This window comes from Phenylobacterium sp. (assembly GCF_016124325.1).
Classification (GTDB): Bacteria; Pseudomonadota; Alphaproteobacteria; order Caulobacterales; family Caulobacteraceae; genus Phenylobacterium.
Genome location: NZ_WGNY01000015.1, coordinates 33861 through 58911, shown reverse-complemented (window position 1 = coordinate 58911; position 25051 = coordinate 33861). Strand labels below are relative to the sequence as shown.

Genomic DNA, 25051 nt, shown 5'->3' with positions numbered 1-25051 from the left:
CTATTCGGTCGGCGGCGGCATCGGCGGCGGCGGGATTTCGTCGGCCTTCATGTACTTCATCAGCAGGGGCATCTGGGCGATGCCGAACCCCGCCGAGAGCACGCGGATGCCGATGGTGTCCCAGGTCACCCAGGTTCCTTCCGACAGGAACAGCCAGACCCCCAGGTTGGCCGTCCCCAGGACGAGCGACCACCAGGCGTAGCGGATCTCCAGCTTCCGCCAGGCCTCGACCGGAATGTCGATCGCCCAGCCCAGCACCGCCTTGATCGGGTTCTTCTTCATGAGGACGCCGCCGAAGAAGATGGCGGCCAGGGTGTAGTTCATGATGGTCGGGCGGATCTTCAGGATCCAGTCGGCCTTGAAGAGCAGCGTCAGCCCGCCGAACACGATGCCGACCACCATGATGATCAGCGGGATCCAGGCCAGCCGGCGCTCGACGATCAGGCTGACCACCAGGGCCGCCAGCGCCACGGCGATCGAGACGCCGGTCGCCAGCATGAAGTCGCGCCCGCCCAGGAAGTAGGTGAGCAGCAGCGACAGCGGCGCCGAGAAATCGATGGCGTACCGCAGCCACCCCGGCTTCTTCTCGCTCACGCTGAAGCCTCCTCGAGTCCGACGAGCGAGCGGGCGAAGGCGCGCGCGTCGAACGCCTGCAGGTCGTCGACGCCTTCGCCCACGCCCACCAGCTTGATCGGCGAGTCAGAGGCCTGGGCCACCGGCACCAGAACGCCGCCGCGGGCGGTGCCGTCCAGCTTGGTCATCACGATGCCCGAGACGCCGATCTGGTTGCCGAAGATGTTCTCCTGGGCCAGCGCATTGCGCCCCACCGTGGCGTCGAGCACCAGCAGCGTCTCGTGCGGCGCCTCGGGATCCAGCTTCTTCACCACGCGGATGATCTTGAGCAGTTCGTCCATCAGCCCCTGCTTGTTCTGAAGCCGGCCGGCGGTGTCGATCAGCACCACGTCGTAGCCTTCGTCCTTCGCCCGCTGCACGGCGTCGAACGCCAGGCCTGCCGCGTCGGAGCCCGTCGGGCGGCCCATGAAGTCGGCGCCGGCGCGGTCGGCCCACACCTTCAGCTGCTCGACGGCCGCGGCGCGGAAGGTGTCGCCGGCCACCACCAGCACGCGGGCGCCCCGCCGCCTCAGGTCGGTGGCGACCTTGCCGAGGGTCGTGGTCTTGCCCGAGCCGTTCACGCCGATGAACAGCACGATGTAGGGCCTGGGGCCGGAGAGCGGATCGAACACCCCCTGCCGCTCGGAAAGCTCCTCGCCGATGGCGGTCGAGAGCGCCTCGCGGATCTCGGCCTCGTCGACGTCCTTGCCGAACTTCTCGCTGGCGAAGCGTTCGGTGATCCGGGCGGCCGAATGCGGGCCGAGATCGGCCTCGATCAGCATCTCCTCGAGCTCGTCGAGCTTGGCCTGGTCCAGCGGCTCCTTGGCCACGAAGACCTGGGAGATCTGGTCTCCCATCTGCTTCGAGGATTTGGTGAGCCCCTCTTTGAGGCGCTGGAACCAGCCGCGTTTGGGTTCTGACATCGAGCCGGCTTCTAGCTGTTCGCTTGCGCGCCGTCACGTCCGGCCGCACTAGAGCCTTCCGGGACCAGGTGGAATCACCTGATCCGGACGAGAAGGCTCTATCTTCAAGGGATGAGAGCCCGTCCGGGCGGGTGAACCGGCATCCACTTCACCCTGACGGGCTCTAGGACCTTGATGGACGCGCTCGCCGCCACGCTCACGGGCCTCGACTACGCCGCGGTGGCGGTGTTCGGGGCGTCCGGGGCGCTGGGGGCCGCGCGCAAGAAGCACGACATCATCACCTTCGGCTTCTTCGCCGCCGTCACCGGCGTCGGCGGCGGCACGCTGCGCGACCTGCTGATCGGCGCGCCGGTTTTCTGGGTGGGACGTCCGGGCTACGTCGCCGTCTGCCTCGTCGCCGCGCTGGCGATCTGGATCTTCGGCTGGGGGCGCACGCGCGACCGCCTGCTGCTCTGGCTGGACGCCATCGGCATGGCCGCCTACGCGGTCGTCGGCGCGCTCAAGGCGTCGTCCCTGGGCGTGCCGCCCTTCTCCGCGGTGGTGATGGGCGTGCTCACCGCCGCCTTCGGGGGCGTGATCCGCGACGTGCTGGCCGGAGAGCCCTCGGTGCTGTTGCGGCGCGAGCTTTACATCACCCCGGCGCTGCTGGGCGCGGCGGTGTTCGTGGGCCTCGACGCGCTGGGGCTGTCGGCGCTGGCGTCCGGCCTCGCCGGCTTCGTGGTCGCCTTCGCCCTGCGCGCCGGGGCCATCGTGTTCGGCTGGCAGGCGCCGGGCTTTCCGGGCCGCGGCCCGCCGCCCGAGGCCTAGCGCCTCAGGCTCTCTCGGCCGCCAGGATCGCGCGCAGGCCCTCGCGGTAGGTGGGGAAGGCCGGCCGCCAGCCCAGCTCGGCCTTGGCCAGCGCGTTCGAGACGCGCTTGCTCTCGGCGTAGAAGCGCAGCGCCGCGGGCGAGAGGTTGGCCGCCGACAGCGGCGTTTCCGGCGGCGGCGTCATGCCCAGCAGGCCCGCGGCATGGGCGATCACGTCCGAGTTGGGGGCCGGCTCGTCGTCGCAGAGGTTGTAGATTCCACCCGCCCTTGGACGGGCGAGCGAGGCCGCGAGCCCGGCGGCGAGGTCGTCCACGTGGATGCGCGAGAACACCTGCCCGGGGGCGGCGATACGCTGGGCGCGGCCGGCGCGCAGCCGGTCGAAGGCCGAGCGGCCGGGGCCGTAGATGCCTGGAAGCCGGAAGATCGCCACCGTCAGGCCCATGCCCCGGCCCACGTCCAGCCAATCGCGCTCGGCGCCCACCCGCCGCGCGCCCTCGACCGACTGGGCCGCCAGCCGGCTGCGTTCGTTCACCCATCCGCCGCGGCGGTCGCCGTAGACGCCGGTGGTGGAAAGATAGCCCGTCCAGTCGGGGAAGGCCCGCGCCTGGGCCATGGCTGGGACCAGGGCGTTCAGCCCGGGGCAGCCGTCGGCCCCAGGCGGGGCGGTGACCAGCAGGGCCCGGGTCTGCGACAGCGCGGCGGCCAGGGCGGGCCGGTCGTCCGCCCCGATGGGCTCAAAGCCGTCCGCGGCGATGGCCGCGGCGCCGTCGGCGCGCCGGTGCGTGGCCGCGACGGTCCAGCCCTCCGCGGCCAGGCGCCGGGCCAGGGTCCTGCCGGAATAGCCGTAGCCGAAGATCAGGAGCCGCAACGGCGCCCCCTACAGGAGCTCCGCGATCGCCTTGCGGGTCGCGTCGGCCAGGTCGGGCCGCGCCAGGGCGAAGGCGAGGTTGGCCCGCAGGAGGCCGATCTTGTCGCCGCAGTCGTAGGTGGTCCCGTCGTACTCCAGCGCGTGGAAGGCCTGGGTCTGCATCATCTTGAACATGCCGTCGGTGAGCTGGATCTCGCCGCCCGCGCCGCGCTCCTGGGTCTCGAGGATCTCGAAGATCTCGGGCTGCAGGATGTAGCGGCCGGAGATGAACAGGTTCGAGGGCTCGGTCCCCGGCGGCGGCTTCTCCACCATGCCGGTCATGCGATTGAGGCGTCCTTCGCGGCCGTCCAGCGCGACGATCCCGTATTTGTGGGCCTCGCCCTCCGGGGCCGGCTCGACGACGACGACGTTGCCGCCCACCTGCTCGTAGGCCGCCACGGCCTGGGCGAGCGCCGGCGGGTCGGCGGCCATCAGCATGTCCGGCAGCATGACGGCGAAAGGCTCGTCGCCCACGATGTGGCGGGCGCACCAGATCGCGTGGCCCAGGCCCAGGGGCGCCATCTGGCGTACGAAGCTCATCTGCCCCGGCTCGGGCAGGTCGCGGCGGACGTCGGCCAGGATGTCGGTTTTGCCCTTGGCGGCCAGCGCCTGCTCGATCTCGGGGCTGGCGTCGAAATAGTCCTCGATCGCCGACTGGCCGCGCCCGACGATGAACACGATGTGCTCGATCCCGGCGGCGCGCGCCTCCTCGACGACATAGCTGAGGATCGGCCGGTCCACGACGTTGAGAAGGTTCTTGGGCGTCGTCTTCGCGCCGGGCAGGACCCGGGTGCCAAGGCCCGCCACCGGCAGGACCGCCTTCCTCACGCGCTTACCCATCAACGCCTCCGACCCGCCGCCCCCGTCTCCCCTAATGCGTTCTGCTCGGGGCGCGCGACATTTTTTCGGTCCCGCCGCACGATCACGATTTTGAGATCGCACGAAGTTGTGTAGGGTCGCGCTCGTCGGGGGATTCACCCCAAGGGGAGCCAACTCAAATGAAGCTTCGCATTCTGACCGTCGCTGCCGCGGGCGTCCTGGCTTTGAGCCTGGCTGCCTGCCAAAAGAAAGAAGAAGCCGCTCCGGCTGAAGCCCCGGCCGCTGAGGCCCCGGCTGCCGACGCTGCTGCTCCGCCGGCTGACGCCGCCGCTCCGGCCGCCGACGCTGCTGCTCCGGCCGCCGATGCGGCCGCGCCCGCCGCCGACGCCGGCGCGATGGCTTCCGAGCCCGAAAAGAAGTAAGTCGCACATCAGCGACGTTACGAACGGCCGCCCCGATCGGGGCGGCCGTTTTCGTTTGGGCGCGCCCCTATTCGACCGTCACCGACTTGGCGAGGTTCCGCGGCTGGTCGACGTCGGCGCCCTTCTGCACCGCCACGTAATAGGCGAGCAGCTGGATGGGGGGCGCGTAGACCAGCGGAGCGACCAGCGGATCGCAGGTCGGCCCGACGATCACTCGGGCGCCCTCCGGCGCGTGGCGGGCGCCTTCGGCGTCGGTGATCAGCACGATCGGCCCGCCGCGGGCGGCGACCTCGCTCATGTTGGAGATGGTCTTCTCGAACAGGTCGTCGGACGGCGCGATGACGATCACCGGCGTGGCCTCGTCGATCAGCGCAATGGGCCCGTGCTTCAGTTCGCCCGCCGCATAGCCCTCGGCATGGATGTAGCTGATTTCCTTGAGTTTCAGCGCGCCTTCCAGGGCCAGCGGGAACATGGCGCCCCGGCCCAGGTAGAGCACGTCGCGAGCCCGCGCGAGCTCGGGCGCCAGGGTGCGGATATGATCCTCGGCGGCGTTGGCCTCGGCGATCAGGCGCGGCGCCTCCAGGAGCATCCGCGCGACGCGCGCCTCCTCGGCCGCGTCGATCCGGCCCCGCTGGCGCGCGGCGGTGGCGGCCAGCGCGGTCAGGGCCGCAACCTGGCTGGTGAACGCCTTGGTGGAGGCCACGCCGATCTCCGGCCCGGCGTGGGTCGGCAGCAGCAGGTCGGCCTCCCGGGCCATGGTGGAGCCGTGGACGTTCACCAGGGCCGCGGTCGTCAGCCCCTGGGCCTTGCACCAGCGCAGCGCCGCCAGCGTATCGGCCGTCTCGCCTGACTGCGAGACCGCCACGGCCAGGGTCTTCGGACCCACCGCCGGCTCGCGATAGCGGAACTCCGAGGCCACCTCGACGTCGCAGGGCAGGCCCGCGAGCCGCTCGAAGGCGTAGCGGGCGATCTGCCCGGCGTAGCTGGCGGTGCCGCAGGCTACGATCTGGATGCGGTCGAACGCCGAGAGGTCGAGGCCGGACGGCGGGGCGAACCGCGTCGAGACCGGATCGATATAGGCCGACAGCGTATGCTGGCAGGCGTCCGGCTGGTCATGGATCTCCTTTTCCATGAAGTGCCGGTAGTTGCCCTTCTCCATCAGCGTCGCCGATTGGGCCACGGTCTGGACCGCGCGTTCCACGGGGTGGCCCGCGTCGTCGAAGATGCGCGCCGTCGCGTGGTCGATGGCGACGAAATCGCCGTCTTCGAGATAGGCGATGCGGTTGGTGAAGGGGCCGAGGCCGAGGGCGTCCGAGCCCAGGAACATCTCGCCGTCGCCATAGCCCACCACCAGCGGCGGGCCTCGGCGCGCGCCCAGGATCATGCCCTCCTCGCCGTCGATCATCACCACCAGGGCGAAGGCGCCGCGGAGCTGGTCGAGCGTGGCCTTGAAGGCTTCGAGCGGCGGCTTGGTCTCCAGCTCCTGGTCGAGGAGCTGGGCGACGACCTCGGTGTCGGTGTCGGTCGAGAACGTGCGGCCCCTGGCGGCCAGGGCGGCCTTCAGCTCGGCGAAGTTCTCGATGATGCCGTTGTGCACCAGGGTGACGCGGCCGGCGCGGTGCGGGTGGGCGTTGCCCTCGGTCGGCGGGCCGTGCGTGGCCCAGCGCGTGTGGCCGATGCCCACGGTGGCGCGGAGCGGATCCTTCGCCAGCACGGCTTCCAGGTTCTTGAGCTTGCCGGCCGCGCGGCGGCGCTCGACGCCCTGCTTGGTGAAGCCCGCCACGCCGGCCGAGTCATAGCCACGGTATTCCAGGCGCTTGAGGCTCTCGATCAGCCGTTCCTGGACGGAGACGGTCCCGACGATGCCGATTATGCCGCACATGTGGCGCAGGCTTCCTTTGTGCTAAGCCGAATCGCTGGCGAATCCTTGGTTCCGCCACGAAGGGCGGCTTTAGCATCGACGGGGCTCCCGTCGACTAAATCTCAGTTTCCGAACGTTTCTGGACGACAACGGCATGAGCAAGCGCGCTTATTTCGGCACCGACGGCATCCGCGGGCAGGCCAACCGCCATCCTATGACGGCGGAGGTGGCGCTGCGCGTGGGCATGGCGGCCGGCAAGATGTTCATGTCGAAGGACGAGCGCCGCCATCTGGTGGTCATCGGCAAGGACACGCGGCTGTCGGGCTACATGATCGAGCCCGCCCTGGTCGCCGGCTTCACCAGCGTGGGCATGGATGTGCGCATCTTCGGGCCCCTGCCGACGCCGGGGGTGGCCATGATGACGCGCTCGCTGCGCGCCGACCTGGGGGTGATGATCTCGGCCTCGCACAACGGGTTCGAGGACAACGGCATCAAGCTGTTCGGCCCCGACGGCTACAAGCTCTCGGACGAGCAGGAGCTGGAGATCGAGGCCCGGATGGGCGAGGGCCTGGACCAGAACCTCGCCTCGCCGCGCGAGCTCGGTCGCGCCCAGCGCATCGACGACTGCCAGGCGCGCTATATCGAGATCGCCAAGGCCACCTTCCCGCGGCGCATGAACCTGTCCGGCATGCGCATCGTCATCGATTGCGCGAACGGCGCGGCCTACAAGGTCGCTCCGATGGCGCTGCACGAGCTGGGCGCCGAGGTCATTCCGGTCGGCGTCTCGCCCAACGGCTTCAACGTCAACGAGGATTGCGGCTCGACCCATCCCGAAACCATGCAGAAAGCCGTGCGCGACTATCGCGCCGACATCGGCATCGCGCTCGATGGCGACGCCGACCGCGTCCTGATCTGCGACGAACAGGGCCACATCGTGGACGGCGATCAGATCATGGCCCTCATCGCCGGCGACTGGTCGCGGCGCGAGCGGCTTCGCGGCGGCGGCGTCGTCGCCACCGTGATGTCCAATCTGGGCCTGGAGCGGTTCCTGGCCGCCCGCGACCTCCGGCTGGAGCGTACCCAGGTGGGCGACCGCTACGTCATGGCGCGCATGCGCGAGGGCGGGTTCAACCTGGGCGGCGAGCAGTCGGGCCACGTGATCCTGTCCGACTTCTCCACCACCGGCGACGGCCTGCTGGCCGCGCTGCAGGTGCTGGCCGTCCTGAAGCAGTCGGACCAGCCCATGAGCGCCGTCGCCCGCCAGTTCGAGCCGGTGCCGCAGAAGCTGGAGAACGTGCGCTTCTCGGGCGGGAAGCCGCTGGAGAGCGACCAGGTCAAGGCGGTGCTGGCCGACGCCGAGCAGCGCCTGAACGGCTCGGGCCGGCTGGTGGTCCGCGCCTCGGGCACCGAGCCCCTGATCCGCATCATGGCCGAAGGCGACGACGAAACGCTCGTCAACCAGGTGGTTCGCGAGATCGCCGGCGCCGTGAAGAAGGCGGCGGCCTGACGGCGCCAGCCTATCCTCCGCCGGCCCGGATGGGTGTGCCCCATTTCCGCAGAGCGCCGCTGCAATCATGCTGATTGAGGCGCCCCGGCGGCGTCCTTAATTCCGCCGCTTCCGAAAACGCCGGTCCGTCAGGGACCGCGCCAGGGGAGCGTGCGCGATGTCGCGACTGTGGAAGTGGGCCGCCTGGGCGGCGGCTGGAGTGGGCGGCCTGGCGGCCGTGGTCGTCCTGGGCGGGTTCGCCGCCAGCGAGGTTCTCCTGCGCGCGCCGCCCGGCCATGTTCAAGGCCGATCCCTCGCCGGCGTGGCCGGCGACGCGGATCGCGGCCGGGCCGTCGCCCGCCGGTACGGCTGCTTCGACTGCCACGCCGCCAACCTTCAGGGACGGCTGTTCGACGACATCCCGGGCGTCGTGGTGGCCTATGCGCCCAACCTGACGCTGGTCGCCGCGGGCCATTCGGACGCCGATCTCGAACGCGCCATCCGTCACGGCGTCGGGGCCGACGGCCGCCCGCTCTGGATCATGCCCTCGGCGGCCTTCTCGCACCTGACCGACCAGGAGACCGCCGACCTGATCGCGCTTATCCGCGCCGCGCCGGCCGGCGGCGAGGTCCAGCCGCGCTTCAAGCTCCGCCCCATGGCCCGGGTCGGCGCCCTGCTTGGCCTCTTCAAGTCGGAGCCGGCCGTCATCGCGGCGCATGCGAACCCCGAGCTGCCCGACTTCGGCCCGGCCACCTCCGAAGGCCGCGATCTCGCCCGCGCCTGCGTCGAATGCCATGGTCAAAGCCTTGGCGGCGTCGCGGGTGGACCCCTGGTGACGCCCGACCTCACGATCGCGGCCGCCTACGATCCCGAGGATTTCCGCCGCCTGATGCGCACCGGCGTCGCCGCCGGCGGGCGCGAGGTGGGGCTGATGACCGCCGTCGCCCGCAACCGCTTCTCGGACATGTCCGACGCCGACGTGGCGGCGCTGCAGGCCTATCTCAAGGCGCGCGCCGATCACAAGATCGCGGGCCGGTGAGCAACAACCTTTCCAAACCGTAATGTTTGTGTCAGCCTCATCATGTTCAGCCGGCTCGACCCGGCGGACGTCAGAATAAGAGTAGACAGACTTGGGAGGTTATATGCGACGCGACCTCGCCTTCACTGGCGTGGCGCGGCAGGCGGAACGGCCCGTCCGTTCGCTGGCCTGCCTAGCCTTTGTGGCGCTCCTCGGCGCGGGCTTCTGGGCCGGCGTGGTCTGGATCGCCGAAACGTTCCTGCGAACGACTAACCTAGGCTTCTAGCCCGTCTCAGTCGCCGCGCGACGCGTTCAGGGCGCGTAGGCGCGCAGGAAGGCCTCGACCGTCTGGTCGGCCTGTTCCTCGATCTCGGCTGGCGAGGGTGCGTCCATCACGCCCCACATCACGTGCCAGTAGGCGCCCGAAAGCGCGAGCCCCTTGAACTGCTGGGCGGCGATCGCGGGATCGGCTCGCCGCAGCACGCCCTGGTCCATCAACTCGCCGAGATAGGCGCCCACACGGTCCATCACGGGCTGGGGACCGCTCTCGAAGAAGACCCGACCCAATTCGGGGAAGCGGTCGCCCTCGCCGACGATCAGGCGGTGAATGCCGAGCGCCTGGGGATCCATCAGCGCCTGCAGGAAGCTGCGCGCGAAGCGCGTGAGGCGGGCCCTGGGCTCTCCGCCGGCCGCGCCGACGTCGAACAGGCTGGCCTGCACCTCGCCGCACTGGCGCTGAATCATCGCGGCGAACAGGTCTTCCTTGCTGCGGAAGTAGTTGTAGAGCGTGCCCTTCGACCCGCCGAGCCGGGCGGCGATAGTCGACATCGAGGTCGCGCCGTAGCCGTCGGCCAGGAAGCATTCGCGCGCCACGTCGAGGATCGCCTCGCGCCGTTCGTCTCTCCGCGAAAGGGCCATCGCCGCCGACATCGCAATCACCTTTATCCGGCGCCTTGACGCCGTCCAGTCTGGCTCCCAATATATGACCGTACCGTACGGTCAGTCCAGAGGGGCGGATCGCCGCGGCCCGCAACTTCCTCCCCCAAGGCGCGGATATGCCTCGTTTGATCATCCCCCTCGCGGCCGGCGCCGTTGCGCTGGCCGGATGCGCCGCCGTCCCGAAGCTGAGCCCTGCCCCCCAGCCGGCGACGGCGGCGCAGTACGTTGCGACCGAAAGCCTGAAGGCGCCGGCGGCCGACTGGCCCGCCGAGCGCTGGTGGGCCGCCTACGGCGACCCGCAGCTCGACGCCCTGATGGACGAGGCCCTGGCCGGCTCCCCCACCCTGACGGAGGCCGCCGCGCGGCTGCGCGCCGCCCGGGCGCGGGCCGAACAGGCGCGCGGCGCCACCCTGCCGTCGCTGTCCGCCAACGCCCAGGCGGCCGAAAACAAGCAGTCCTACAACAACGGCATCCCCGCCCAGTTCGTACCCAAGGGCTACAACGACACCGGGCGCGCCAGCCTCGACCTCAGCTACGACCTCGACCTGTGGGGCCGCAATCGCGCGGCGCTCGCCGCCGCCGTCTCCGAGAGCGAGGCGGCGCGAATGGACGCCGCCCAGGCCCGGCTCGTCCTGACCACCGCCATCGCCTCGGCCTACGCCGACTTCGCCCGACTCCAGGCCGAACACGAGGCGGCCGCGGCCGCCCTGCGCAACCGCCAGGCGTCGGCCGATCTGGTCCAGCGCCGGGTCGCGGGCGGCGCCGCCAACACCGGCGAGGCCGACCAGGCCCGCGCCGCCGCCGCCCTGGCGCGCCAGGACCTCGCCGCGCTCGACGAACAGCTCGCGGTCGCCCGCAATCAGCTGGCCGCCCTCGCCGGCGCCGGGCCCGACCGCGGCCTCGCGCTGGGGCCGCCCGTCGCCGCGTCGAAGACCGGCTTCGGCCTGCCGGCGAACCTCTCGGCCGATCTCCTCGGACGCCGGCCCGACCTGCAGGCCGCGCGCCTGCGCGCCGAGGCGGCGGCCCGGCGGATCGACGTCGCCCGGGCCGGCTTCTATCCGAACGTGAACCTGACGGCCTTCATCGGCCTTCAGTCGCTGGGCCTCGACAATCTCACCGCCTCCGGGTCCGACATCGGCCAGGCCGGCGCCGCCCTCAGCCTGCCGATCTTCTCGGCGGGCCGTCTCGAAGGCGCCTATCGCGGCGCGCGGGCCGACTACGACGCCGCCGTCGCCGCCTACGACGCGACCCTGGTCGGCGCCCTCCGGGATGTGGCCGACGCGGCGGCCGGCGAGCGCGCCCTGGCCGCGCGCCTGGCCGCGGCGCGTGAGAGCCTCGCGGCGGGCGAACAGGCCTACCGCATCGCCCGCCTGCGCTACGAAGGCGGGCTCACCTCCTATCTCACCCTGCTCACCGCCGAGGACGCGGTGATCGCCCAGCGCCGGCTGGTGGCCCAGCTCGAGGCCCGCGCGCTCAGTCTCGACGCCCAGATGGTCCGCGCCCTCGGCGGCGGCTTCCGCGCCTGACGACCCGCCTTCAGGAGTTTCCAAGACCATGGCCAGAGACCAGGGCCCGATGCCCGAAGCCACCGCCTCGGCGCCGCCCGCCCCGCCGCAGCGGAACGGCGCGCGCCGCCGCCGCCTGTTCCTGATCCTGGCGCTGGTGATCGTCGCGGCCGGGGCGATCTACGGCGTCTACTGGGTGCTCGTGGCCTCGCGCCATGTGGAGACCGACGACGCCTACGTCCAGGCCAGCACGGCGGAGATCAACGCCCTGGTGAGCGGCCCGCTCGTCCAGGTCCCGGCCTTCGAGACCCAGCCGGTTAAGCGGGGCCAGGTGCTGGCCGTGATCGACCCGGCCGACTACCGGCTGGCCGTGGAGCGCGCCCGGGCCGACCTCGACCAGGCCGAACGCCGCGTGCGCCAGTACTTCGCCAACGACCGCGCGCTGTCGGCCCAGGCGGCCGCGCGCAAGGCCGACATCGCCCGCGCCGAGGCCGAGCTGCGCCGCGCCCAGGTGGAATACACGCGGCGCAACGGACTGGCGTCGTCGGGCGCCGTCTCCGCCGACGAGCTGACCGCCGCCGAGACCAGCCTGGCCTCGGCCCGCTCGGCGCTGGCCCAGGCCCGCGCCAACGCCACGGCCGCCGGCGAACAGCAGCAGGCGGCCAGCGTGCTGATCGAGGGCGCCGATGTGGCCGACAATCCCGAGGTGGCCGCCGCCCGCGCGCGGCTGCGCCAGGCCGAACTCGACCTCGCCCGCACGGTGATCCGTGCGCCGGTCGACGGCGTGGTGACCCGCAACGGCGCCGAGATCGGCCAGCGCGTCCAGCCGGGCGGCCGGCTGATGACCGTCGTGCCGATCCAGTCGGCCTACGTCGACGCCAATTTCAAGGAAGTGCAGCTGCGCAAGGTGCGCGTGGGCCAGCCGGTGACCCTGACCAGCGACCTCTATGGCTCGAAGGTGAAGTACCACGGCCGCGTGGTGGGCCTCGCGGGCGGCACCGGTGCGTCCCAGGCGGTGATCCCGGCCCAGAACGCCACCGGAAACTGGATCAAGGTGGTCCAGCGCGTGCCCGTCCGCATCTCGCTCGACCCGAAGGAACTGGCCGAGCACCCCCTGAGGGTGGGCCTCTCGATGACCGCCGACATCGACGTGGGCGGCTAGCCGTGTCGTCGCAGGCGCACGTTCCGCCCGCGCCGCTCACGGGCGTCACGCTCTACACGGCGGCGCTCTTCCTCGGCCTGGCCAACTTCATGGTGGTGCTCGACACCACCATCGCCAACGTCTCGGTGCCCCACATCGCCGGCGCCCTGGCCGTCTCGCCCAGCCAGGGCACCTGGGTGATCACCTCCTACAGCGTGGCCGAGGCGATCACCGTGCCGCTCACCGGCTGGCTGGCCCAGCGGTTCGGCGCCGTTCGGGTCTTCGCCTTCGGGATGGCCGGCTTCGGCCTCTTCTCGATGCTGTGCGGCCTCGCGCCCAGCTTCGGCCTGCTGGTCGCCTTCCGCGTGGCCCAGGGCCTCTGCGGTGGGCCGATCATGCCCATGTCGCAGACCCTGCTGCTGCACATCTTCCCGAAGGACAAGGGACCTCAGGCGCTCGGCCTGTGGAGCATGACCACGGTGGTGGCGCCGATCGCCGGCCCGATCCTGGGCGGGCTGATCTCGGACAACATGCACTGGAGCTGGATCTTCTACATCAACATCCCGGTGGCCGCCGTCGTCGGCGTGGTCGCCTACCGGACGCTGATCGCCCACGACACCGCCATCCGCCGCGTCCCGGTCGACTACGTCGGGCTCATGCTGCTGGTCGTGTGGGTGGGCGCGATGCAGATCATGCTCGACAAGGGCAAGGAGCTCGACTGGTTCTCGTCGCCCACGATCGTCATCCTCGCCATCGTCGCGGCGATCGGCTTCGTGGCGTTCCTGATCTGGGAGCTCACCTCCGACAATCCGATCGTGAACCTGCGGGTGTTCCGACACCGCGGCTTCGTGGTGGGCGTGGCGGTGCTCAGCCTCACCTTCGGCGCGTTCTTCGCCAGCGTGGTTCTGATCCCGCTCTGGCTGCAGACGACCATGGGCTACACCGCCACCTGGGCGGGCTACGCCGGCTGTCTCAATGGCGTGCTGGCGGTGATCATGTCGCCGATCGTCGCCCGGCTGATTGGGAAGTTCGACATTCGCGCCCTGGTCTCCTTCGGCGTGTTCTGGATGGCCGGCGTCGCCTTCTGGCGGGCCTTCTTCACCACCGACGTGACCTTCTGGGACATCGCGCTGCCGCAGTTCGTGCTGGGCTTCGCCATGCCCTTCTTCTTCATCCCGACGACCAGCCTGTCGCTGAGCGCGGTGCTGCCCGAGGAGACCGCCGCCGCCGCCGGCCTGCAGAACTTCCTGCGCACGACCTCGGCCGCCTTCGCCACCTCGATCATGACCACGGCCTGGGACAATACGGCCAGCGCCAAGCGCAGCGTCATGGCCGGCGCGCTCGGCGACGCCCAACATACGCTGGACAGTCTGACCGCCCACGGCCTGTCGCCGGATCAGGCGCTGCGCCAGCTGGAGGGCATGGTCCAGGTCCAGGCGGTGATGATCTCGACCAACGCCATGTTCATGGTCACGGCCGGCGTCTTCGCCGTGGCCGCCAGCATCATCTGGATCGCGCCCAAGCCCATCCGTGTCGCCGCGCCGGGGGGCGGGCACTAGAGCCTCAGGGGCGGCCGACGCTGGTGTAGGTGAAGCCGCGGGCGCGCATGTCGTCGGGCTTGTAGATGTTGCGCAGGTCGATCAGCACCGGGCGGTTCATCACCAGCTTGATCCGGTCGAGGTCGAGCGCGCGGAACTGATCCCACTCGGTGACGATCACCAGGGCGTCGGCGCCCTGCGCCACGGCGTAGGGGTCGTCCATGAAGGCCACGCCGTCGAGCAGCCGGCGGGCCTCGTCCATGCCTTCGGGGTCGAAGGCCTGCACCTTTGCGCCGCGATCCTGCAGGGCCGGCACGATCGCCAGCGACGGGGCGTCGCGCATGTCGTCGGTGTTGGGCTTGAAGGTGAGGCCCAGCACGCCGACGGTCTTGCCCTTGAGGTTGCCGTCCACCGCCTTGACCACCTTGCGCGCCATGGCCCGCTTGCGCTCGTCGTTGACCTTGATGGTCGTCTCCACCAGCTCCACGGGCGAGCCGTAGTCGCGGGCCGTGCGGACCAGCGCCATGGTGTCCTTCGGGAAGCACGAGCCGCCGTAGCCGGGCCCGGCGTTCAGGAACTTGGTCCCGATGCGGCCGTCCAGGCCGATGCCGCGCGCCACCTGCTGCACGTCGGCGCCCACCGCCTCGCACAGGTCGGCCATCTCGTTGATGTAGGTGATCTTCAGCGCCAGGAAGGCGTTGGCCGCGTACTTGATCAGCTCGCTGGTGCGCCGGCTGGTGAACAGGATCGGCGTCTCGTTCAGATAGAGCGGCCGGTAGAGTTCTCGCATCACCGCCTGGGCGCGCTCCTCGGTGGTTCCCACGACCACCCGGTCTGGCCGCTTGAAGTCCTCGATGGCCGCGCCTTCCCGCAGGAACTCGGGGTTGGAGACGATGGCCACGTCGGCGTCGGGCCGCACGCGCTTGAAGATCGCCTCGATCTCGTCGCCGGTGCCCACCGGCACGGTGGACTTGGTCACCACGACGGTGAAGCCCTCGACCAGCCCCGCGATCTCCTCGGCGGCGGCGTAGACGTAGGAGAGGTCGGCGTGGCCGTCGCCACGGCGCGACGGGGTGCCGACGCCGATGAACACCGCGTCGGCCTCGCGGATCGCCTGGCGCGCGTCGGTGTCGAAGAACAGCCGGCCCGCCTTCACGTTCGAGGCGACCAGTACGTCCAGCCCGGGCTCGTAGATCGGGATGCCGCCGCCCTTGAGCTGCTCGATCTTGGCCGCGTCCTTGTCGATGCAGGTGACGACGTGGCCGAAGTCGGCGAAACAGGCCCCGCTGACGAGCCCGACGTAGCCCGTCCCGATCATCGCCACGCGCATCTACGAGTCTCCCGGAAAGGCCCGCCCTTTCACATGCGCGGGCGGCGCGCGCAACCGCGCGTCCGGCTCAGATCTCCTGGTTGTAGGCCCCCACCTGCGGCCGCTTGGCCAGCCGCGGCTTCACCTCGTCGCGGAACAGCGCGCGCATGTCGGCCTCGGACTGCGTGCTCTCCACCACGACCACCAGTTCCGGCTTGTTGGACGAGGCGCGCACCAGCACCCACGAGCCGTCCTCCAGCGCCACGCGGACGCCGTTGACCGTGACGAGGTCGGTGATCGCGCGGCCCAGGATCTTGCCGCCGGCCTTGGCCAGGGCCTCGTACTCGGCCACCACCTCGTCGACCACGCCGTACTTCTCCTCGTCGGCGCAGTGCGGGCTCATGGTCAGCGAGGTGAAGGCGACGGGCAGGGCCTTCTTGAGGTCGGACAGCTTCTTGTCGGGGTTGCGGTCCAGCATCGCCAGGATCGCCGCGGCCGCCACCAGGCCGTCGTCGTACCCGCGCCCGATCGGCGGGTTGAAGAAGAAGTGGCCGCTCTTCTCGAAGCCGGCCAGGGCGCCCAGCTCGGCGGTCTTGCGCTTGATATAGCTGTGGCCGGTCTTCCAGTAGACGGTCTTGGCGCCGTTGGCCTTCAGCACCTCGTCGGTGGCGTAGAGGCCGGTCGACTTCACGTCGACCACGAAGGTCGCGTCCTTGTGCAGGGCCGACAGGTCACGCGCCAGCATCAGCCCGATCTTGTCGGCGAAGATCTCCTCGCCCTCGTCGTCCACCACGCCACAGCGGTCGCCGTCGCCGTCGAACCCCAGCGCCACGTCCGCGCCGTGCGTCTTCACCGCCTCGGCCATGGCGTGAAGCATCACGCTGTCCTCGGGGTTGGGGTTGTAGCGGGGGAAGTTGAAGTCGAGGTCGCAATCCATCTCGACCACCACCGCCACGCCCATGTCGCGCAGGGCCTTGGGGGCGAAGGCGCCGGCGGTGCCGTTGCCGCAGGCGGCGATCACCTTCAGCGGCCGCTTCAGGCTGACCCGGTCAGCCGCGTCCTTGATGTAGCGCTCGGCCACGCCGGCGATGTGGGCGAGCGAGCCGCCCGGCCGCTGGGCCCACTTGCCGCCCAGCACGATCTCCTTCAGCCGGCCCATCTCGTCGGGCCCGAAGGTCAGCGGGCGCTGGGCGCCCATCTTCACGCCGGTCCAGCCGTTCTCGTTGTGGCTGGCGGTGACCATGGCCACGCAGGGCGCGTCCAGGTCGAACTGGGCGAAATAGGCCATCGGCGAGACGGCCAGGCCGATGTCCAGCACCTCGCAGCCGGCGGCCACCAGCCCGATGGTCAGCGCCTGCTTGATCGACAGCGAGTAGGATCGGAAGTCGTGGCCCACGACGATCCGCTTCTGGCCCATCTCGTGGATCAGCGTGCCCAGGCCCAGGCCCAGCGCCTGCACCCCCAGGAGGTTGATCTCGGGCCCGAACAGCCAGCGGGCGTCGTATTCGCGGAAGCCCGTCGGCTTCACCAGCGGGGTGATCTCGTACGCGAAGGTATTGGGGGCGAGGTCGGCTCGGGGGGCGGACAGCATCGGAACTCCGTCGGGGTGCGCGCGTCGGCGGTGTGTTTAACGGCCCGATAGTGACGAAGCCACCACGGAACCCTTAACGGGCGAGCCTGTTCGCCGAACCGGCGTCCCTCACATCACCCCGGCGCGCAGCAGGTCGTGGACGTGCAGGATGCCGATCGGCTTGCCGTCCTCCACCACGAACAGCACGGTCACCGCCGGCGGCGGGTCGCTCATCAGCGCCAGCGCCTCGCCGGCCAGCATGTGCGGCGGCGCGACCTTCTTCGGGCCCGGGGTCATCACCTCGCCGGCGGTATGGTCCAGCAGGCCGTCGATGTGGCGGCGCAGGTCGCCGTCGGTGATCGCCCCCAGCAGGCGGCCGCCCGCGTCGACCACGCCCACGATCCCCCAGCGCATCTGGGTCATCGCCAGCAGCGCCTGGCGCATCGGGGTCTCGGGCGCCACCAGCGGCAGCTCCTCGCGGCCGTGCATCAGGTCGCCCGCCGTGCGCAGCATCGCCCCCAGCTTGCCGCCGGGGTGGAAGGTTCGGAAATCCTCGGGCCGGAAGCCGCGCCGCTCCAACAGCGCCACGGCCAGGGCGTCGCCCAGCGCCATCTGCAGCGTCGTCGACGTGGTCGGCGCGTTGACGGCCTCGGTGGCCTCGGGCGCATCGGGGATCAAGAGCACGATGTCGGCGGCGCGCCCGAGGGTGCCGTCCGCCGCCGCCGTCATCGCGACCAGCGGGATCGCGAAGCGCGCGGCATAGGCGATCACGTCGGCCAGTTCTCGGGTCTCGCCGGTCTTGCTCAGGGCCAGGATCACGTCGTCGGGGCCGATCATGCCCAGATCGCCGTGGCTGGCCTCGCTGGGGTGGACGAAGATCGCCGCCGAGCCGGTGGAGGCCAGGGTGGCGGCGATCTTGCGCGCCACGTGCCCCGATTTGCCGATGCCCGTGCAGACGATCCGGCCCTTCGCGGCGAACAGCGCCTCGACGGCCTCGGCGAAGGGGCCGTCGAGCCCGGCCGCCATCCGGGCGAGCGCCTCGGCCTCGGTCTCCAGCACCCTGCGGCCGACGGCGATGGTGTCCTTTGACGTCATTGGTCGGGCGCGATCGCCTGCTGCTGGATGTTGCGCACCGCCTCGCGCGCCTGGTCGACCCGGCGGACGGCCGCGTCGGTCTCGCGCTTCATCGCCGCCTGCATCTCGGGCGTCCGTTGCACCGGCGTCTGGCCGAACGGGCCGGGCGAGCGGTCGCCCAGGCCCTGGGGCCAGACCAGCGCCAGCGCCACCGCGGCGATCGCGGCCAGGGCCAGGAGCGGCAGGTAGAAGCGGTCGAGCATCGCCTCGCTATAGCCGCTCGCGCGGCCGCCCGCCATTCGCCCATCGGCTGCGCGCGCTTGACGCCGGCCGGGACCATGTCCTAGCCCAGCGCTCCGCCCGAAGGAGAACGCCGGTGCCCACCCTCATCCTGCTGCGTCACGGCCAGAGCCAGTGGAACCTGGAAGACCGTTTCACCGGCTGGGTGGATGTGGACCTCACCGCCCAGGGCGAGGCCGAGGCGAAGAAGGGCGGCGAGCTGATCAAGGCCGCCGGCCTCGCCGTCGACCGCTGCTTCACCTCGGTGCTGACCCGCGCGATCCGCACGTCCTGGCTCGCCCTGCACAGCGCCGGGCAGACGTTCGTGCCGGAGGTGAAGGACTGGCGGCTCAACGAGCGCCACTACGGCGGGCTGACCGGCCTCAACAAGACCGAGACCGCGGCCAAGCACGGCGCCGACCAGGTCAAGGTCTGGCGCCGCTCCTACGACGTGCCGCCGCCGCCGCTGGCGCCCGGCGGCGAGTTCGATTTCTCCAAGGACCGCCGCTACGCCGGCGCCGTCCTGCCCGACACCGAGAGCCTGAAGACCACCCTGGATCGCGTGCAGCCCTACTGGGAGGCCGACATCGTCCCGTGCCTGAAGCGCGGCGAGACCCTGCTGGTGGCCGCCCACGGCAATTCCCTGCGGGCCATCGTCAAGCTGCTGTTCGGCGTGTCCAACGACGACATCGTCGGCGTCGAGATCCCCACCGGCAATCCGCTGGTGGTCGAGCTGGGCGCGGGCCTGAAGCCCACGGCCGCCCGCTACCTCGACGAGGCCCGGGCCACGTCGCTGCCGCCGATCTGACGGCGCCGCCACGACCACCAGCCGAGGCCTACGGACCCCACGAGGATCACCGCCCAGCCCACGGCGAGGGTCTTGAAGGTCCGGCGCGACTCCAGGATCACCATCAGGTTGTCGACCTTGCCGGTCTTCCAGAACACCCACTCGCCCGCGAGGCGGGTGGCCAGGATCTTGTGGCCGGTCTCCAGCACCACGATCCCGTCGCCGCGGGCCGGATCGAAGCGGGCGGCCGTGTTGATCGCCGGGTCGTTGTTGCCGTCGTGGCCCACGACGTAGCCGCCCTTGCCGTTCGGCGCGTAGAGCATGGCGCCCAGGCCCCAGATGTCGGCGCCGAACTGCGAGGCGTGCGGTTTGCGCATGGCGGCCAGGGTCTCCGGCTTCAGGACGCCGCGACCGATGGGCTCGCCCGCCGGGCCGGGGAGATGCGCCTGGATCAGCCGGGTCAGGTCTGCGGCGCTGGTGTAGAGCGAGGCCGCCGCCGTCGCCGTGAACCGGAAATGGGTCGCCGGCTTGCCGCCCAGGTCGAAGAACTCCGCGAGGTTCTCGACGCCGTCGGCCGGCAGCACGAAGCGTGAGCGCGACATTCCGAGCGGCTCCAGCACCGCGTGGCGCATGTAGGTGTCGAACGGCTCGCCCGTGACGTCCTCGATGAGCAGTTGCAGCAGGGCATAGCCGCCGCCGGAGTATTTCCACTGCCCGCCCGGCGGCAGGCCCACCCGCACCCGCCCGTCGTGCCCTGGCGAGGCGTCCGCGGCGCGGGTCAGCGAGTCGGGCAGGGGCTGCAGCGGCTGGCCGGGGGCGAAGCCCAGATAGCCCAGACCGTCGGTCAGGCCGGCTGTATGGCTCAGGAGCCGGCGCACGGTGACCTGGCGATTGTCGTACTCGCTCGGAGGCAGCTTCCAGCGCTTCAGGTAGGTGTCCACCGGCGCGTCGAGGTCGATCCGGCCGGTCTCGACGAGATGCATCACGCCCAGCGCGGTCACCCACTTGCTGAGCGACGCCACCTGGAACAGCGTGTCGCGGTCCACCGGGCGGCCGATGGAGGAGAAGCGCTCGACGGTTGGGTGACCGTCCTCGATCATGACGAAGGCCAGGTCGCCCGGCGAGGCCGCCCTCGCACGCTCCATCGCCGCGGCCGCGAACGCCTGGGCGTCGCCGGCCGGCGCGATCGGCCGGCGCCCCCAGCCCTCCAGCGCGGCCCCGGCGACGACGACGCTCCAGACCAGCAGCGCTGCGAACGCCGCCAGTCCCACGATGATCAGTCTGCGCATGCTTTCCCCGACGACGGCCGCCGGCAGCATGGGCGGCGGGGTGATGACGGTCGAGGCCCTGATCGGTCAAATGGCGTCCGCAGCCGGTGAAATGGTTCGGTCTTCGCGAGTGGCCGCGAACGCTCTGGTTGGGTTCCTGTGGGGCGAGGATCCACCGGGGGTTGTCGTTGGCCGGGGCGACGGCCCTCCATTGGCCCGTTCGCCGGCCAAGGCCCTGGAAATTCGCCGTTAATCAGCCGGACCTACCATGGTTCACGCAGGCCTTCCCAACACGCGATTCCCAAACCCGCGATCCCATGTCGACAGCTTCCGTCAGCACCCTCGTCAGCAACCGTCTCTCCCAGGCGGAAGTCGACGCGATCTGTGCGAAGCACGACCGGCTGTGGAGCTCCAAGCCCGGCGGGGCGCGCGCGGTGTTCGCGTTCAAGGACCTGAGCGGGACCGACCTGCGCGGCCGCAATCTCTGCGACGCCGACTTCACCGGCGCCGTGCTGGCCAACTGCAAATTCCATGGCGCGCGGCTCGACAACGCCACCCTGTTCTGCGCCGATCTGACCGGCTGCGACCTCACCGACGCCTCGATGCGCCGCGCCGACCTGCGCGGCGCCTCCATGCGCAATTCCGACCTCACGGGGGCCGACCTGTTCGAGGCCGACTTGCGCGAGGGCACGCTGGCGGCCGCCGACCGGCAGTTCGGCTTCCGGCGCCTCGAAGCCGGCGGACCCACCCAGGGCGAGCTGCAGGGCGCGATCCTCGCCGGCGCCAACCTGGAGCGCTCGCGCCTGTCGGGCGCCGTGGCGATCAAGGCCGACTTCACCGACGCCATCCTCAAGGACGCCAAGCTGATCCGCGCCAACCTGAAGCAGGCCTCGCTGCAGGGCGCGAACCTCTCGGGCGCCGACCTCTCGGGCGCCGACCTCGCCGGGGCCGACCTGCGCGACGCGATCCTGGTGGGCGCGCGGACGGTGGCCTGGAACGTCTCCGACGCCAACATGGCCGGCGCCCTCACCGACGAACCGGCCGGCCGCGCGCTCAGCGACCTGCCCTACGACGAGATGATCAGGGATCACGCCAAGTGGTGCGAGACCGGCGGCGGCGAGGGCAAGCCCTCGTCGTTCGACAACGCCGACCTGCGCGCCCTGGGCTCGATCCGCGGCTACAACCTGACGGCCCTGTCGGCCAAGGGCGCGGTGTTCTACGGCCTCGACATGGAGGGCGCGCAGATGCAGGGCGCGCACCTCGAAGGCGCCGACCTGCGCAACTGCGTGCTGCGGCGCGCCGATCTGCGGGGCGCGCGGCTGGTGGGGGCCAAGCTCTCGGGCGCCGACCTGCGCGAGGCGATGATGGGCCCGCTGCTGCTGGGCGCCGACCGGGTCCTGCCGTGCGACCTGACGGGCAGCCAGCTCAAGGGCGCCGACCTGACCGGCGCCGACGTGCGCCACGCCCTGTTCGTCGACGCCGACCTCAGCCGCGCCAACTTCACCCGCGCGCTGCTGAAGCAGGCGAACTTCACGGGCATCGTGCGCCAGGGCGCGCGCGGCCTCGACGACGTGATCTGAGCCGGGCGTGTCGTTCGTCGTCGCCCAGCGTGAAGAGTCTAAGCTGCCGGGGCGCCGTCGCCTCAGCGAGGCCGAACTCTCGATCCTGCTCGACAGCCACACCCGGGCGCTCGCGGGCAAGGGCGGCAAGCTCGCCAAGCTTCCGTTCGTGGACTTCTCGGGTTTCGACCTCTCCGGCCGCCACCTGTCCGGCGCCGATTTCACAGGCTCGGTCTTCGACGGCGCGATCCTGACCGGCGCGCGCCTGGACGGCGCCAACCTTTCGGGCTGCGACCTGCGGCGCGCCGACCTTCGGGGCGCCGACCTTCGCAAGGCCAATCTGCGCGGCGCGAATCTCTCCGGCGCGAACCTGTCGGGCGCCGACCTGGCGGGGGTCGACCTGCGCCCCGGCGTGGTGGCCAAGCCCCATCCCACCAAGGGGCTTCCGGCGGTGGTGGAGGAGAGCCGCGCGGGCGCGGTCGACGGGGCCAACCTGGGCGGCGCGAACCTCGACGGCTCGCGCCTCGACGGCCTCTATGCCGCCGGCGCCGACTTCTCCGACGCCTCGCTGAAGGGCGCGGTGCTGTACGACTCCAATCTCAAGGGCGCGAACCTTTCCGGCGCCTTCCTCGCCAGGGCCGAGGTCTCGGGCGCGACGCTGGACGACGCCCAGTTCCGCGGCGCCGACCTGGAGGGCGTGATGCTCGCCGCGGCCCGCACCCAGGGCGCGCGCCTGGAGGGAGCCGTCGAGGCGCCGACGCGCGACGTGATCGCCCGGGCGGCCAAGCTGGTGGAGATGGCCCGCGCGCACGACGCCTGGGTGGGCTCGGGGGGCCAGGCCGGCGCGCCGGCATGCCTGGACGGGGCCGACCTGCGCCCGGCGGCCGACCAGCTCAAGGGCCTGAAGCTCACGGCGATCAGCGCCAAGGGCGCCTGTCTCGCCGGCCTCGACCTCGAGGGCGTCCAGCTCCAGGGCGCCAACCTCGAAGGCGCCGACCTGCGCGGGGCCAGCCTCCGCAGCGCCGACCTGCGCGGCGTGCGCCTGCCCGGCGCCGACCTGACCCGCGCCGACCTGACCGGCGCCGTGATCTCGACGCTCACCCTGGCCGCAGGCCGGGCGACGCCCGCCGACCTTTCCGGCGCCCGCCTGCGCTACGCCTGCCTCGAAGGGGCGCGGCTGGCCGGCGCGCTTCTCGACGGCGCCGACCTGCGCGGCGCCAAGCTTCCCAGATAGACCAAGCTTTCCAGACAGAAACGGGCGGCGCCCCGTGTGGAGCGCCGCCCGCGTCGGTTCGGTCAGGCGAAAGAGCTTAGGCCGCCTTTTCGCCTTCGATCAGGGTCGACGGGCCGCTGGTGATCTGCACCGTCCGCGGCTTCAGGGCCTCGGGCAGTTCGCGCTTCAGCGCGATCGAGAGCAGGCCGTCGGCCAGGTTGGCGTCGGTCACCACCACATAGTCGGCCAACTGGAACCGGCGCTCGAAATTGCGCTCGGCCAGGCCGCGATGGAGGTACTTGCGCGGCTCTTCGTTGGCGGCCTTGCGGCCGGTCACGGTGAGGAGGTTCTCCTTCACCTCGACGTTGAGCTCTTCCGGACGGAAGCCCGCCACCGCGATGTCGATGCGGTAGGCGTTCTCGTCGGTGCGCTCGATGTTGTAGGGGGGATAGCCGGCGGCGCTGTCGGCCGCGGCGGTCTCCAGCAGGTTCGCCAGGCGGTCGAAGCCCACGACGGAGCGATAGAGGGGGGAAAAGTCGATCGTACGCATGCGGTCACATCCTTCTTCAAAAGCAAGGTTGCGTATGTTGTTGAGCTTGCGGCGACCCGTTCCGGCCTCGCCTGCAGCCCAAGGAAGCCCGGACATCCAGCGCCTCCGACCGTTGAGTTAGGGAGCCGCCCCGGGGTTTCAAGGGCCCGCCTTTGACGGCCCGGGGGGATCACTTTACGCCTCGCAGGCGCCGGGGGGGCGCGTGAGGACGAGGTCGCCGCGCCGATGAAGCCTATCACTCGACGTTACGCCCTCGCGGGGGCGGTCGCCCTGGCCGGATGCGGGCCGGGCGTCGCGCGTCCGCGCACCATCGAGGCGGCGGTGGCGGGGCCGTGGCGGCCGGCCGCCGACAAGGCCCGCGACAAATGGCGCCACCCGGCCGAGACCCTGAAGTTCCTCGGCCTCAAGCCCGGCGACACGGTGGTCGAGTTCTGGCCGGGCGCGGGCTGGTACAGCGACATCCTCGCCCCGTTCCTGGCGGCGACCCACGGCAAGCTCTACGCCGCGCACATGCAGCTCGCCGAGCCGCCGCAACCCGGCGAGGCGGCCGCCCGCCAGGTGCTCGAGGCCTACCGCGCGCGGTACGTGAAGGGCCCGCGCCTCTACGGCAAGGTCGAGCTCACCGCCTTCGGCCGCACCTCGGGGCCCGTGGCGCCGGCGGGCTCGGCCGACCTGGTCCTGTTCTTCCGCAACCTTCACAACTGGATGGCGGGCGGCATCGCCGAGAAGGCCTTCCGCGACGCCTTCCTGGCGCTGAAGCCCGGCGGCGTGCTGGGCGTGGTCGAGCACCGCGCCGCGCCCGGGGGCGTCCCCGACCTCCTCGCCCAGTCCGGCTATGTGGACCAGGCCTACGCGACGCGCCTCGGCCAGGAGGCCGGCTTCCGGCTGGCCGCCGCCAGCGAGATCAACGCCAACCCCAAGGATGATCGCCGCCATCCCTTCGGGGTCTGGACCCTCCCGCCCGTGCGCCGTTCGTCGCCGCTTGGCCAGCCGCCCGATCCGGCGTTCGACCACGCCCCCTACGACGCCATCGGCGAGAGCGACCGAATGACGCTGAAGTTCGTCAAACCGACCTGATCCCGTCACAGGCGGTTTACACAACCGCCGGGCGCGGCGAAGCTCCCGGAAGGGATTCTGGAGCGCTTCGGGGGATGGCCAGTCTGGAGGAATTGACCGAGCGCATCCGCCGGGCCGTCGCGGCCGGCGAGGGCTTGTCGCGTCCGGTCAAGCTCGACCTCCGGGGCGAGGGCGTGATCCATGTGCGCGGCGCCGAAGTCACCAACGAGGATCTTCCGGCCGACCTCGTCGTGTCGGTGAGCCGGGCCGACCTCGTGCGTCTCGGCAAGGGCGAACTGGATCCCATGCGGGCGATGATGACCGGCCGGATGAAGCTGTCGGACATGGGCCTGGCCTTCAGCCTGCAACCGCAGATCCAGGCGCTGTTCGAGAAGGCGGCCTAGCCGG

25 protein-coding genes are annotated in these 25051 nt (G+C 71.1%); 13 read left to right on the top strand and 12 right to left on the bottom strand.

The window, feature by feature from the left end; translation table 11 throughout:
• On the bottom strand, window positions 1–594 hold the full coding sequence (locus tag GC203_RS08500; protein ID WP_293453307.1) for a septation protein IspZ: 594 nt from the start codon (window positions 592–594) through the stop codon (window positions 1–3).
• Window positions 591–1535: a signal recognition particle-docking protein FtsY gene (gene ftsY, locus GC203_RS08495; RefSeq protein ID WP_293453305.1), complete on the bottom strand. Its 945-nt coding sequence runs from the start codon at window positions 1533–1535 to the stop codon at window positions 591–593. Before ftsY ends, GC203_RS08500 begins: the two co-directional genes overlap by 4 nt.
• 174 nt (window positions 1536–1709) lie before the next feature.
• Here ftsY and GC203_RS08490 point away from each other — a divergent pair, with 174 nt between their 5' ends.
• Window positions 1710–2342 (top strand): trimeric intracellular cation channel family protein, encoded by a 633-nt coding sequence (locus tag GC203_RS08490; RefSeq protein ID WP_293453303.1) that lies wholly within the window; start codon window positions 1710–1712, stop codon window positions 2340–2342.
• A gap of 4 nt (window positions 2343–2346) precedes the next feature.
• On the opposite strand, the gene GC203_RS08485 is transcribed toward GC203_RS08490, so the two are convergent.
• Both GC203_RS08485 and GC203_RS08480 read right to left on the bottom strand, forming a co-directional pair.
• Complete coding sequence (locus GC203_RS08485) at window positions 2347–3210, bottom strand: SDR family oxidoreductase (RefSeq protein WP_293453301.1); 864 nt, start codon at window positions 3208–3210, stop codon at window positions 2347–2349.
• Window positions 3211–3219: 9 nt separating this feature from the next.
• Complete coding sequence (locus GC203_RS08480) at window positions 3220–4089, bottom strand: UTP--glucose-1-phosphate uridylyltransferase (RefSeq protein WP_293453299.1); 870 nt, start codon at window positions 4087–4089, stop codon at window positions 3220–3222.
• Window positions 4090–4247: 158 nt separating this feature from the next.
• Here GC203_RS08480 and GC203_RS08475 point away from each other — a divergent pair, with 158 nt between their 5' ends.
• Window positions 4248–4490, top strand: coding sequence for a hypothetical protein (locus tag GC203_RS08475; protein WP_293453297.1), 243 nt, complete (start codon window positions 4248–4250; stop codon window positions 4488–4490).
• A gap of 67 nt (window positions 4491–4557) precedes the next feature.
• Here GC203_RS08475 and glmS read toward each other — a convergent pair whose 3' ends face one another.
• A complete protein-coding gene (gene glmS / locus GC203_RS08470; protein WP_293453296.1) occupies window positions 4558–6372 on the bottom strand; it encodes a glutamine--fructose-6-phosphate transaminase (isomerizing) in 1815 nt (604 codons plus the stop codon).
• A 133-nt stretch (window positions 6373–6505) separates the two neighbouring features.
• Here glmS and glmM point away from each other — a divergent pair, with 133 nt between their 5' ends.
• The 3 genes from glmM (at window position 6506) to GC203_RS08455 (ending at window position 9141) form a co-directional block, all read left to right on the top strand.
• Complete coding sequence (gene glmM, locus GC203_RS08465) at window positions 6506–7858, top strand: phosphoglucosamine mutase (protein ID WP_293453294.1); 1353 nt, start codon at window positions 6506–6508, stop codon at window positions 7856–7858.
• A 157-nt stretch (window positions 7859–8015) separates the two neighbouring features.
• Complete coding sequence (locus tag GC203_RS08460; protein WP_293453292.1) at window positions 8016–8876, top strand: c-type cytochrome; 861 nt, start codon at window positions 8016–8018, stop codon at window positions 8874–8876.
• A 103-nt stretch (window positions 8877–8979) separates the two neighbouring features.
• Window positions 8980–9141, top strand: a complete 162-nt coding sequence (locus tag GC203_RS08455) for a hypothetical protein (protein ID WP_293453290.1) — start codon at window positions 8980–8982, stop codon at window positions 9139–9141.
• A gap of 26 nt (window positions 9142–9167) precedes the next feature.
• On the opposite strand, the gene GC203_RS08450 is transcribed toward GC203_RS08455, so the two are convergent.
• Window positions 9168–9785, bottom strand: a complete 618-nt coding sequence (locus tag GC203_RS08450) for a TetR/AcrR family transcriptional regulator (protein ID WP_293453288.1) — start codon at window positions 9783–9785, stop codon at window positions 9168–9170.
• 134 nt (window positions 9786–9919) lie between these two features.
• Here GC203_RS08450 and GC203_RS08445 point away from each other — a divergent pair, with 134 nt between their 5' ends.
• From GC203_RS08445 to GC203_RS08435, 3 genes are read left to right on the top strand one after another with little or no spacing between them, the layout of a single operon-like run.
• Window positions 9920–11320, top strand: a complete 1401-nt coding sequence (locus GC203_RS08445) for an efflux transporter outer membrane subunit (RefSeq protein WP_293453286.1) — start codon at window positions 9920–9922, stop codon at window positions 11318–11320.
• Between the two features lie 28 nt (window positions 11321–11348).
• Complete coding sequence (locus GC203_RS08440) at window positions 11349–12461, top strand: HlyD family efflux transporter periplasmic adaptor subunit (RefSeq protein WP_293453284.1); 1113 nt, start codon at window positions 11349–11351, stop codon at window positions 12459–12461.
• Window positions 12462–12463: 2 nt separating this feature from the next.
• On the top strand, window positions 12464–13999 hold the full coding sequence (locus GC203_RS08435; protein WP_293453282.1) for a DHA2 family efflux MFS transporter permease subunit: 1536 nt from the start codon (window positions 12464–12466) through the stop codon (window positions 13997–13999).
• A gap of 4 nt (window positions 14000–14003) precedes the next feature.
• Here GC203_RS08435 and GC203_RS08430 read toward each other — a convergent pair whose 3' ends face one another.
• The 4 genes from GC203_RS08430 to GC203_RS08415 all read right to left on the bottom strand — a co-directional run bounded on the left by GC203_RS08430 (window position 14004) and on the right by GC203_RS08415 (window position 18230).
• Window positions 14004–15308: a UDP-glucose/GDP-mannose dehydrogenase family protein gene (locus tag GC203_RS08430; protein WP_293453280.1), complete on the bottom strand. Its 1305-nt coding sequence runs from the start codon at window positions 15306–15308 to the stop codon at window positions 14004–14006.
• A gap of 67 nt (window positions 15309–15375) precedes the next feature.
• On the bottom strand, window positions 15376–16878 hold the full coding sequence (locus tag GC203_RS08425; RefSeq protein ID WP_293453278.1) for a phosphomannomutase/phosphoglucomutase: 1503 nt from the start codon (window positions 16876–16878) through the stop codon (window positions 15376–15378).
• A 108-nt stretch (window positions 16879–16986) separates the two neighbouring features.
• Window positions 16987–17952 carry a KpsF/GutQ family sugar-phosphate isomerase gene (locus GC203_RS08420; protein WP_293453276.1) on the bottom strand — a complete coding sequence of 322 codons (966 nt, stop codon included), beginning with the start codon at window positions 17950–17952 and terminating at the stop codon, window positions 16987–16989.
• Window positions 17949–18230: a hypothetical protein gene (locus GC203_RS08415; protein WP_366501589.1), complete on the bottom strand. Its 282-nt coding sequence runs from the start codon at window positions 18228–18230 to the stop codon at window positions 17949–17951. The genes GC203_RS08420 and GC203_RS08415 overlap by 4 nt, the downstream gene beginning before the upstream one ends.
• 77 nt (window positions 18231–18307) lie before the next feature.
• Between GC203_RS08415 and gpmA the strand changes: the two genes are divergently transcribed.
• Window positions 18308–19018 carry a 2,3-diphosphoglycerate-dependent phosphoglycerate mutase gene (gene gpmA / locus GC203_RS08410; protein ID WP_293453275.1) on the top strand — a complete coding sequence of 237 codons (711 nt, stop codon included), beginning with the start codon at window positions 18308–18310 and terminating at the stop codon, window positions 19016–19018.
• On the opposite strand, the gene GC203_RS08405 is transcribed toward gpmA, so the two are convergent.
• Complete coding sequence (locus GC203_RS08405) at window positions 18976–20286, bottom strand: serine hydrolase domain-containing protein (RefSeq protein ID WP_293453274.1); 1311 nt, start codon at window positions 20284–20286, stop codon at window positions 18976–18978. The two genes, gpmA and GC203_RS08405, sit on opposite strands and share 43 nt — an antisense overlap.
• Before the next feature lie 296 nt (window positions 20287–20582).
• On the opposite strand from GC203_RS08405, the gene GC203_RS08400 reads away from it, so the two are divergent.
• Entirely contained in the window at window positions 20583–21845 is a 1263-nt protein-coding gene (locus GC203_RS08400; protein ID WP_293453273.1) for a pentapeptide repeat-containing protein, read from the top strand.
• Between the two features lie 7 nt (window positions 21846–21852).
• Entirely contained in the window at window positions 21853–23058 is a 1206-nt protein-coding gene (locus tag GC203_RS08395; protein WP_293453271.1) for a pentapeptide repeat-containing protein, read from the top strand.
• Between the two features lie 76 nt (window positions 23059–23134).
• Here GC203_RS08395 and GC203_RS08390 read toward each other — a convergent pair whose 3' ends face one another.
• Window positions 23135–23587 (bottom strand): Hsp20 family protein, encoded by a 453-nt coding sequence (locus GC203_RS08390; protein ID WP_293453269.1) that lies wholly within the window; start codon window positions 23585–23587, stop codon window positions 23135–23137.
• Between the two features lie 225 nt (window positions 23588–23812).
• On the opposite strand from GC203_RS08390, the gene GC203_RS08385 reads away from it, so the two are divergent.
• On the top strand, window positions 23813–24664 hold the full coding sequence (locus GC203_RS08385; protein ID WP_293453267.1) for a methyltransferase: 852 nt from the start codon (window positions 23813–23815) through the stop codon (window positions 24662–24664).
• Between the two features lie 74 nt (window positions 24665–24738).
• The gene (locus GC203_RS08380) at window positions 24739–25047 is read left to right on the top strand and encodes an SCP2 sterol-binding domain-containing protein (RefSeq protein ID WP_293453265.1); all 309 of its coding nucleotides are present in this window, start codon (window positions 24739–24741) and stop codon (window positions 25045–25047) included.
• Window positions 25048–25051: the final 4 nt, after the last annotated feature.

Coding starts and splice junctions, on each gene's coding strand:
- GC203_RS08380 (WP_293453265.1), top strand. CDS start 24,739: ATGGCCAGTCTGGAGGAATTGACCGAGCGCATCCGCCGGGCCGTCGCG.
- GC203_RS08490 (WP_293453303.1), top strand. CDS start 1,710: ATGGACGCGCTCGCCGCCACGCTCACGGGCCTCGACTACGCCGCGGTG.
- GC203_RS08440 (WP_293453284.1), top strand. CDS start 11,349: ATGGCCAGAGACCAGGGCCCGATGCCCGAAGCCACCGCCTCGGCGCCG.
- GC203_RS08385 (WP_293453267.1), top strand. CDS start 23,813: ATGAAGCCTATCACTCGACGTTACGCCCTCGCGGGGGCGGTCGCCCTG.
- glmM (WP_293453294.1), top strand. CDS start 6,506: ATGAGCAAGCGCGCTTATTTCGGCACCGACGGCATCCGCGGGCAGGCC.
- GC203_RS08400 (WP_293453273.1), top strand. CDS start 20,583: ATGTCGACAGCTTCCGTCAGCACCCTCGTCAGCAACCGTCTCTCCCAG.
- GC203_RS08455 (WP_293453290.1), top strand. CDS start 8,980: ATGCGACGCGACCTCGCCTTCACTGGCGTGGCGCGGCAGGCGGAACGG.
- GC203_RS08425 (WP_293453278.1), bottom strand. CDS start 16,878: ATGCTGTCCGCCCCCCGAGCCGACCTCGCCCCCAATACCTTCGCGTAC.
- GC203_RS08390 (WP_293453269.1), bottom strand. CDS start 23,587: ATGCGTACGATCGACTTTTCCCCCCTCTATCGCTCCGTCGTGGGCTTC.
- GC203_RS08430 (WP_293453280.1), bottom strand. CDS start 15,308: ATGCGCGTGGCGATGATCGGGACGGGCTACGTCGGGCTCGTCAGCGGG.
- ftsY (WP_293453305.1), bottom strand. CDS start 1,535: ATGTCAGAACCCAAACGCGGCTGGTTCCAGCGCCTCAAAGAGGGGCTC.
- glmS (WP_293453296.1), bottom strand. CDS start 6,372: ATGTGCGGCATAATCGGCATCGTCGGGACCGTCTCCGTCCAGGAACGG.
- GC203_RS08415 (WP_366501589.1), bottom strand. CDS start 18,230: ATGGCGGGCGGCCGCGCGAGCGGCTATAGCGAGGCGATGCTCGACCGC.
- GC203_RS08450 (WP_293453288.1), bottom strand. CDS start 9,785: ATGTCGGCGGCGATGGCCCTTTCGCGGAGAGACGAACGGCGCGAGGCG.
- GC203_RS08405 (WP_293453274.1), bottom strand. CDS start 20,286: ATGCGCAGACTGATCATCGTGGGACTGGCGGCGTTCGCAGCGCTGCTG.
- GC203_RS08475 (WP_293453297.1), top strand. CDS start 4,248: ATGAAGCTTCGCATTCTGACCGTCGCTGCCGCGGGCGTCCTGGCTTTG.
- GC203_RS08480 (WP_293453299.1), bottom strand. CDS start 4,089: ATGGGTAAGCGCGTGAGGAAGGCGGTCCTGCCGGTGGCGGGCCTTGGC.
- GC203_RS08420 (WP_293453276.1), bottom strand. CDS start 17,952: ATGACGTCAAAGGACACCATCGCCGTCGGCCGCAGGGTGCTGGAGACC.
- GC203_RS08460 (WP_293453292.1), top strand. CDS start 8,016: ATGTCGCGACTGTGGAAGTGGGCCGCCTGGGCGGCGGCTGGAGTGGGC.